The sequence below is a fragment of the Candidatus Woesearchaeota archaeon genome (assembly GCA_016187565.1).
In the GTDB taxonomy this organism is placed as follows: domain Archaea; phylum Nanobdellota; class Nanobdellia; order Woesearchaeales; family JACPJR01; genus JACPJR01.
The window spans coordinates 1-7,876 of record JACPJR010000019.1; the positions used below are offsets into that span (position 1 = coordinate 1).

9 protein-coding genes are annotated in these 7,876 nt (G+C 40.9%); 4 read left to right on the forward strand and 5 right to left on the reverse strand.

The window, feature by feature from the left end:
• On the forward strand, nt 1-900 hold a 900-nt coding region (locus tag HYW21_05790; GenBank protein MBI2548835.1), incomplete at its 5' end, for a hypothetical protein.
• Between the two features lie 60 nt (nt 901-960).
• Nucleotides 961-2,529 carry a hypothetical protein gene (locus tag HYW21_05795; GenBank protein ID MBI2548836.1) on the forward strand — a complete coding sequence of 523 codons (1,569 nt, stop codon included), beginning with the start codon at nt 961-963 and terminating at the stop codon, nt 2,527-2,529.
• Here HYW21_05795 and HYW21_05800 read toward each other — a convergent pair.
• The 5 genes from HYW21_05800 to HYW21_05820 form a co-directional block, all read right to left on the reverse strand.
• Entirely contained in the window at nt 2,510-3,418 is a 909-nt protein-coding gene (locus HYW21_05800; GenBank protein ID MBI2548837.1) for a hypothetical protein, read from the reverse strand. The two genes, HYW21_05795 and HYW21_05800, sit on opposite strands and share 20 nt — an antisense overlap.
• A 16-nt stretch (nt 3,419-3,434) precedes the next feature.
• Nucleotides 3,435-4,067, reverse strand: a complete 633-nt coding sequence (locus HYW21_05805; GenBank protein MBI2548838.1) for a class I SAM-dependent methyltransferase — start codon at nt 4,065-4,067, stop codon at nt 3,435-3,437.
• An 8-nt stretch (nt 4,068-4,075) separates the two neighbouring features.
• Nucleotides 4,076-4,960, reverse strand: a complete 885-nt coding sequence (locus HYW21_05810; protein MBI2548839.1) for a polyprenyl synthetase family protein — start codon at nt 4,958-4,960, stop codon at nt 4,076-4,078.
• Between the two features lie 48 nt (nt 4,961-5,008).
• On the reverse strand, nt 5,009-6,109 hold the full coding sequence (locus HYW21_05815; GenBank protein MBI2548840.1) for a hypothetical protein: 1,101 nt from the start codon (nt 6,107-6,109) through the stop codon (nt 5,009-5,011).
• Nucleotides 6,110-6,218: 109 nt separating this feature from the next.
• Nucleotides 6,219-6,875: a helix-turn-helix domain-containing protein gene (locus tag HYW21_05820; protein MBI2548841.1), complete on the reverse strand. Its 657-nt coding sequence runs from the start codon at nt 6,873-6,875 to the stop codon at nt 6,219-6,221.
• A gap of 178 nt (nt 6,876-7,053) precedes the next feature.
• Here HYW21_05820 and HYW21_05825 point away from each other — a divergent pair, with 178 nt between their 5' ends.
• Nucleotides 7,054-7,197 (forward strand): hypothetical protein, encoded by a 144-nt coding sequence (locus HYW21_05825; GenBank protein MBI2548842.1) that lies wholly within the window; start codon nt 7,054-7,056, stop codon nt 7,195-7,197.
• 21 nt (nt 7,198-7,218) lie between these two features.
• On the forward strand, nt 7,219-7,431 hold the full coding sequence (locus HYW21_05830) for a hypothetical protein (protein ID MBI2548843.1): 213 nt from the start codon (nt 7,219-7,221) through the stop codon (nt 7,429-7,431).
• The last annotated feature ends 445 nt before the right edge of the window (nt 7,432-7,876 follow it).

The following is a 7,876-nucleotide window of genomic DNA, read 5'->3' on the forward strand; positions in this document are numbered from 1 at the left end:
AGTGCATACCGGAGCTGTGCAGATACCTTTTATGCTTTTGATGGTGCAACAGGTAGTTTAGAGAAGATTATCGGCTTGGGTTTCCACAGCCCCACGACAGTCGCCATAGCTAATCTCGATCAAGATCCAAATACAGAAGCTGCCTTATCCTTTCGCTATGATCCCGAAGAAGAGTTAGGTGGCGTGGTTTGTATTGACATCCAGGGTCAACGAATAGACTGTGAGTACACGAATGGCAGAACCTTTCACAGTCCTAATATTGCTCCGGTCATAGCCGACATTGACGGCAATGGTGACAATGAGATTATTATTCCTGAGAATAACAAGTCAATCTTGCATGTTATTAATGGTGATGGTACCCAACTCTTTAATTACAGCTTTGGTGGCTTAATAGGAAGTTCTCCAGCGATTGCTGACATTGATGATGATGGTAAAGCAGAGATTGTGGTGAAACGGGCAGGCTCGCCGTACAGTATCCTGGCAACCTTAGGCAGCAACAACCATCAGCCATACCTCGAGCCAATGAAACCGGTTATTGCGATAGCAGGTCAAACAGCAAGCCTACAAGCAAACGCTTCAGATCCTGATAATGATACCCTAACCTTGTATTACAGTGCACCGTTCAATGAGACTGGGCAATGGCTGCCAACGAACAATGATACCGGTGATTACACCATTCTGGTAGAAGCATCTGATGGTAATTTATCCCATCACCAATATGTCCCTGTCAAGGTCCTGCCTGAAGGTACACAAGTAATCAATGTCTTTGCTGATGACTCATTCAACAAAACTCTCGTGTTTACTGAGGCAGGCCAAGTGCAGAGAGTTACCATCAAGATCCCCAAGAAAGCGCAACTGGTCTATGGAACTATGAAGATAGAAGGAAAACCGGTTGAATAATAAGACACATTGCTCTTCGCCACCTGAACATTTAAATAATGATTTCTATTCCTGATGGGTATGGAAGAAACCGTAGTCATTCAAGTTCTTACGGATAATGGTGCATTAGATATCGCGCTTGATACTATTGCACGAAAAAAGCAAGCCTTGATCTTTGCGAATACTAAATCCTCAGCAGAAAAAACAGCAGAGGACCTTGCCAAGAAGATTGTTGCACCTGCACAGGGAGACCAAGAACTGAGCATCCAGATTCTCAATGTTCTTTCCCATCCTACCAAGCAATGTCAGCGTTTGGCGCGTTGCGTTGCTAAAGGAGTTGCCTTTCATCATGCAGGGCTGGCAGCAAAACAGCGTGAACTCATTGAGGATTGGTTTCGTCAGGGAACAATTAAAATTATTTGTTCTACCCCTACCCTGGCAGCTGGCGTTGACCTTCCTGCGTATCGGACAATCCTGAAAAGCGTGAAGCGTTATGGTGTGCATGGACTTGATTGGATTCCGGTGCTGGAATATTTACAGATGGCTGGTCGTGCAGGACGTCCATCTTTTGATAATGAAGGAGAATCTGTTCTTATTGCGAGCTCGGAGTATGAGGCAGAAGAACTTTTTGACCGCTATATCTGTGGTGTTCCTGAAGAGATTCAGTCCAAACTTGCGGTTGAACCCGTGATGAGAACTGCACTTCTCGCATTTATTGCCACTGGTTTCTTAACAACCAGAGAAAAAATGCTTGATTTCTTTTCAAAGACCTTTTATGCCCATCAGTTTGGTGATACCCATCTTCTTGAACAGATCATTGATAGAATGTTGCGCCTCTTAGGAGAATGGCATTTTCTTCAAGAAGTAGAAGGAGATTTTCAATCTGCAGATCAGATAGGAAGGCATGCACTTACTGCAACGAAATTAGGGAAGCGAGTGGCCGAGCTCTATATTGATCCCTTAACTGCGCATTATCTTGTTGAGCAATTAGAGACTGCAACTAAACGTTCAGTTACTGAATTTTCATTCCTGCATATGATTTGTCGTACGCTTGAATTACGTCCGTTACTTAAGGTAAAGCAAAAAGAACTCGAGAAGATAGAGGCTGCCTATCTTAAGGCAGAGCATATCTTGCTTGAGAAAGAACCACTACGCTACGATTACGACTACGAAGAATACTATTATGCCCTGAAAACCGCATTGTTTTTCCAAGATTGGATGGAAGAAACAACTGAAGAAACCCTTCTTGAGCACTATGATATTCGTCCTGGTGAGATTAGTGTAAAACTTGATCTTGCTGACTGGATATTGTACGCAACCGAAGAGCTTGCTAAGCTTTTAGCCTATCATTCCTTACTCAAGGAGATTACGAAGCTACGCATACGATTACATCATGGCGTTAAGGAAGAACTCATTCCTTTGATGAAGTTTAAGGGTATTGGACGAGTACGCGCGAGACGATTATTTCATGCAAGAATTCATGATGTCGGTGATGTTAAGGCAGTTGCTATTACAACTCTCGCCCAGATTTTGGGAACAAAACTGGCAGCTGACATCAAGCAGCAGGTTGATCAAGATCTTACCAAAGAACTCATCCCGAAAGGAAGGCGTAAAGGACAGACGAGTATCCTCAAGTATGGTCAGGAGTAAGTTTATGAGCGATTTCTAACGCAGTAAGAGCAAACAGCGTCGTAATAAATGGGTGACCGTATTCCCAACCGTTTCCTCGGTAAAGAGGGATAAATGGATAAAAGCCATCTTCGGCATGTCCAAACTGAGCATTATATCGTTGTGCTTCTTGAGCCAATCCTCTATAGCTCGCAGCTATACTGAGCAATGCTACATGAAGTGTGTTAGGCGTACTTCCCTCACCCAAAAGTGTATCGAGATGACGGGCTGCTTCAGGAAACAAAAAATCTGGTTCATGGCGCAGCAGTGATGCAAGACGATAGACAAAAAAATACCCTCCATGATAGTACCGAGAAACTTCTTCGTCAAGCGTCATTGTTCTCATGGTTTCATTGCAGTACGCACGAAGAGAATCGTGCACCTTATCCTGAACACCAACTCTTGCATAGAGTTGTGCTACCGTGGCGTTTACTATAGGATCAACATCATGGTAGGGTTTATGATCACCAAACCAGGTATAGAGCATTCCTGAGTTATCCTGAAGTTCTTGAAACTGGGACAGATTTCGCTCAGGCAACAGTGCATCTGGAACCGGTATTTTTTCTTCTTGTGCAATTGCCATGAGTAAAAATGCAACTGCTGTGGTGTCTGCATCAGGTGGGAGGGGTAATGAAAGGGTCGATGACCATCGTACATAGCCATCATGCACCTGTGCTTTTTCCTCGAGATATCGTACACCTTCTGCTAGGTGTCTTTTTCTACCCGTAATCTCATAGAGTAGCAATCGTGCAAGTACCGTATCAAAAATCATTTCTTTGTACTCACTGATGTCTGCTTTTTTTCGTTGCGTGAATAAGCCAAGATCGATGGCTTCGGTAATCTGCTGGATAATGTGCTCGCTCGTTTTCATGTTTCTTTCTAAAAAATTAGTCAGATTCTTTTATTACAATTAATAGATTATCGGAACGTTGTTTAACAACTTTTTGTTCTACAATATTAAAGCTTTTGAGAACATCGTTAAGCCAAACTCCTGTAGTCCACAGGTTGCGGTAAATATGGTCAACAAAATATTTTCTCTCGTTGAACTCCGTTTTTAATGGCACAGAAAAAATGAGTATTGGAGCAATCTTTAACTGCTTCAAAAGTATTTTTTCAATTTCAGTTTTTGAATAATGTTCAACAACTCCCTGGTGGGTGATGCAATCAAATGAATATGGCTTAAACATCTGGTCTATATCAAAAAGGTCCAGGCGAATAAATCTTATTTTTCTAGCCAAGCCAAGATTTGTAGCACTTTGTTTTGCAATAGCTAGCATCTTCCTGTTATGATCAATTGCAACGACACGAAAACCATCATGTGCCATTGACATGACGGTTCTTCCGAGACCACAGCCGCATTCAAGAATTTTGGCATCTGATTTAAGATACTTTCTGAGGAGTTGGATATATAATCTATCGGTCTTTATATTGCTTACAAAAGTTCTCTCGTCAAGCACTAATCCTGCTTTTTGGAGATATTGTTTGTACCAATCTATTTTTTCTTCGATGTTTTTATTCATTTTTTCTCTCACGAAGGTATGGTCAGGATGTAGTAAATAAGTTCCTCAAGGCGTGAATGCCTGTCCATTGTCCGTACTGTTGTAAGAATATCATCTCTCTTTCTTGACAGTGCTTCTTTAACAGCATCAATTCCCCATCGGTGAACATATGTTTCCTCATCAACCCCTTGAGGCTTTCCTGTAATGAGCGGATCTCCCTCAACATCCCGTAGATCATCAAAGAGCTGATATGCGATCGCAAGTTGACTCCCTATTTCATCAAGGACAGCGCCTAGGTCACTGGAGACACTTTGTTTTTTATGCTCACCTAACAGATACCACGGTAGTACACAAGAAAAATGAAAAAGGTCATTTTTGCTTCCCATTGCCTTTGCTAGTGCAGCATCATTTTTACCCCGTTGAAGGTCAAGAAATTGACCATAGATCATCCTCTCCAATGTACTCTCGAGGAGTAAAGTAATGTTCATTACGTTCTCTCGACCAATGTCATGCTCATAGGCATTCTTCAGAATAACAGCCTGTCCTTTGGTTAATAAATAAAGGCCAGCAAGAACAGCGGTAGCCTCTCCAAATCGTTGATGAATTGTTGGCTTTCCTCTTCGAAGAGGAGAGTTATCCATACAAGGGAGGTCATCAAAAATCAATGAACAACAATGCAGGGCTTCGATAGCAACAACACTGGGAAGAAACGTTTCAGCATTTCCTCCTAACATACGGTATACTTCCCCTGCAATTAAGCCACGATAACGATGACCTTCTCCAGGATAAAGGGCAGAGGAGATTGCTTCGCTAAGTTTTGCTTCATCTGGTCGGACATAGGTATCAATTGCATGGTCAATGAGTGCTCTTTGTTTCTGGATATATGCTCCTAATTCTCTCGGTGCCCCTCCCATCCTTCAAAGGAAGTTTGTTTTGTTTAAATCCTTTTTATAGGCATATACCTATATTTCATAATAAGCCTTCTCAACTGTTGAAGCAAATGTTGTATAATCATTCACCTGTGGAATGGAAATCTTCCGGTAGGTTCTTTGCTGCAAGCGAGAAACGATATTGCGAAGCTCGGTAAGCTCAGGTTTAACGAGCAGGCCTTCAGAACGTCCAATAAGGGCTTCACCAGCACCAGTACGCATAACATTATATGCCTGACAGAGTTGGTCAAGATTTAGGGGGATAACCAGAAGCCTCTTGTTTCCGAGTAATGCTTGGTATACCGTACCATGACCACCGTGACAGATCACCAGATCAACATCTTCTGGGATGTGATGGAAAAAAGCCTTTACCTCTGCTTCATGCCCTGTTGTGTCCAGTTGGGTTTGAAAATGGTATCCTGTGGCAATATAGGTCTTTTTGAAAAGATCCTTTGTGAGGCTAACAATCCTCTGTAACAGACGATCATCTCGATTCCCCGTCCCAAGGGTAAGGTAACAAACCCCTTTTTCAATACGATGAATGGGTAGATAATGCACCATCGGCCCTATAAAATGAGCAGGGAAATCCGGTGAGGAGATTTCAAATTCTCTTACCCCTGGAACAACAACTGGAGTGGTGAATAAATCATCATAAGCAAACGTTTTTGGAAGACCAAGCCTGTCTTCTACCTCATGGGCAATCTCTTCAAGGTAAGAAACAGTCTCTCTTCTTCTTTGAGAAGAGTAAGCGCTATGCGATGAAACCAGATGAAGATACATACCATGCAGAACACGCACGAGATGAAAAGAGCCTCCCAGAAAAGAAGCTGACAAGCCAGGATCAGCAACTACCAACTGAGGGTTTATTTCCTCAATAATTTTTCTTTCGGTTTCTACTTGTACGACCAATTCCTCGAGAAATAACGCGCTCTTTTTTTTGGCAAAATCACTATGTCCAACGACCTGATTGGTACAACAATAAGGAACACCCTCTTTTGCAACAAATGATTTGGTCCATGCACTGCTGCCATAGCTAACCATATGCCCACGGGCTTGAAGTTCCTTGGCAACACCAAGCGTACGAAGGACGTGCGATAACGAATCTCCTGCATGAACTGAAAAGTAGATTTTCATAATGAGTCTTTCTCTGGAGGTATAGCAAAATTATGCAAAAAAATGGAGAAACAGTTTTGGTTATAACTAGATTTTATAGGTCTATGCCTATACTTTTTCATAAATACGCTTACTCTACCACAGATTCAAGAAAAGGCATTATCTTCTTTTCTGCATTCTGGAGATGAAACTGGTAGGTTGAGTAGGATAAGCCTGCTATTTTTGCTAATTCCTTAAGGGTAATCTTTCTCGGATAATCGTAATAGCGTTGTTCAATAGCAAGGTGCAAGCAATGCTTTTGCTTTTCAGTGAGATTTGGATTGACCGTCATGGTTTGGATTGTTGTCAGTTTCTTCTGTTTCTTCCACAGAAGCTGACCATTGAATGGCGGGGAAGTATAGACTTTGATAACCGTAATCAAATCCTTTTTTTCCCAGGAGGCAAGAGCAAAGATGTATTCTCCATTGGTGTTTACGACAACAGGCTTTACCTGAAAAATATGGGGAGAAAGAAGGTATTTGTTGGCAAGATGCTGCTTTGCCAGGCACACCATAAAATTATTTTTTATCTCAAAATGAACCATTCGCTTTTCTTTTTTGGCATTCCGGCAGAATGCTCGTATGTTCTCTGGTGGTCCTAAAATGAGTCCAGCACCGGTTACTAAAATGTGATCAGCCATGACTTGATGCGCAATAGGATATGCAGCAATCGTTACTTTATTTTTGTAGGCAAGAGAAGACATGAGTGCTCCTTTCAGCATTGGAATCTTAATTTTTGCAAGCCACATGCCGTCCAGAAAGAGCAACAGGATTTATAATGATTACTGCTTTTCTTCAGACAAAGAGTAAAACATAATTAGGGGCATAAAACGTAATAGTTATAAGGAAGTATCATTATGTATGGCCAAATAGGGATGGTGAGCCTTTAAAACAGGTTCAATTGTTGAATATAAGTCTCTATCAATTATGAAAAAAAAAGAACTCGTTCAAAAGTTAGGAGAGCGTGAAGAAACGATTCAATCTCGATTAAGGAAGTTGGTTAAAGAAGGAGTGATTAAAAGAGTTGGTCCAGATAAAGGCGGGTATTGGAAGATACTGAAGGGGAAGTAGCGTTTAAGTGAGGATAAGAAAATGACAAGTAATCGTCTTAATTTAGGTTCTGAAACACCTACTGATGAGAAACTTCAAGAATTTAAACGGCATTGGAATGCTGAAATTAGAAAAATAGATTCCTCACAATTTGATCATCAGCAATGTAAAGATATCAAATCTAGTTTTGGGAAAGGAAGAGGCATTTTTTTCATGGGCATTCCAACGTATGAAACTACTTTTGAAATAGGATGAAGAGATTGAAAAAAATCGACAAAAATTGTACAACTCCTTAGAACGAGCTTATTCAAGATATCGAAAAAATTCATGGTGGTATAGACTTCTGAGTAATATCAAAATAAAAATCAACAAACTTCCAGATATAAACCTACATCTTTTTGATTCAAAGAAATAGGGGAGAGGAAAGTATGACGCAGGGAGCCAGATTATTGATTAATATCAATGTAATCTACTTTTGTTTCCTTAAAAACTTTCTTTAATTTAAATCTGGTCATATGTGATACATTGATTTGCCTAATATAAAGCTTATGTTTTTGCTAGCTTCATCCAAAAAATAGATTAACTCTTTCGCATAGCCTTTTATGATATGGGTAAAGCCAAGATTCGGCTTAACCCACAAATAGACTCGATTCGTAATCGAGTTCTATTGGAAAGAGGGATAAAAATCCTTCTCTCTATA

What these genes read in the sequence shown, in the direction of transcription:
- HYW21_05795 (MBI2548836.1), top strand. Translation starts at nt 961, where the DNA reads ATGGAAGAAACCGTAGTCATTCAAGTTCTTACGGATAATGGTGCATTA.
- HYW21_05820 (MBI2548841.1), bottom strand. Translation starts at nt 6,875, where the DNA reads ATGTGGCTTGCAAAAATTAAGATTCCAATGCTGAAAGGAGCACTCATG.
- HYW21_05805 (MBI2548838.1), bottom strand. Translation starts at nt 4,067, where the DNA reads ATGAATAAAAACATCGAAGAAAAAATAGATTGGTACAAACAATATCTC.
- HYW21_05800 (MBI2548837.1), bottom strand. Translation starts at nt 3,418, where the DNA reads ATGAAAACGAGCGAGCACATTATCCAGCAGATTACCGAAGCCATCGAT.
- HYW21_05825 (MBI2548842.1), top strand. Translation starts at nt 7,054, where the DNA reads ATGAAAAAAAAAGAACTCGTTCAAAAGTTAGGAGAGCGTGAAGAAACG.
- HYW21_05810 (MBI2548839.1), bottom strand. Translation starts at nt 4,960, where the DNA reads ATGGGAGGGGCACCGAGAGAATTAGGAGCATATATCCAGAAACAAAGA.
- HYW21_05830 (MBI2548843.1), top strand. Translation starts at nt 7,219, where the DNA reads ATGACAAGTAATCGTCTTAATTTAGGTTCTGAAACACCTACTGATGAG.
- HYW21_05815 (MBI2548840.1), bottom strand. Translation starts at nt 6,109, where the DNA reads ATGAAAATCTACTTTTCAGTTCATGCAGGAGATTCGTTATCGCACGTC.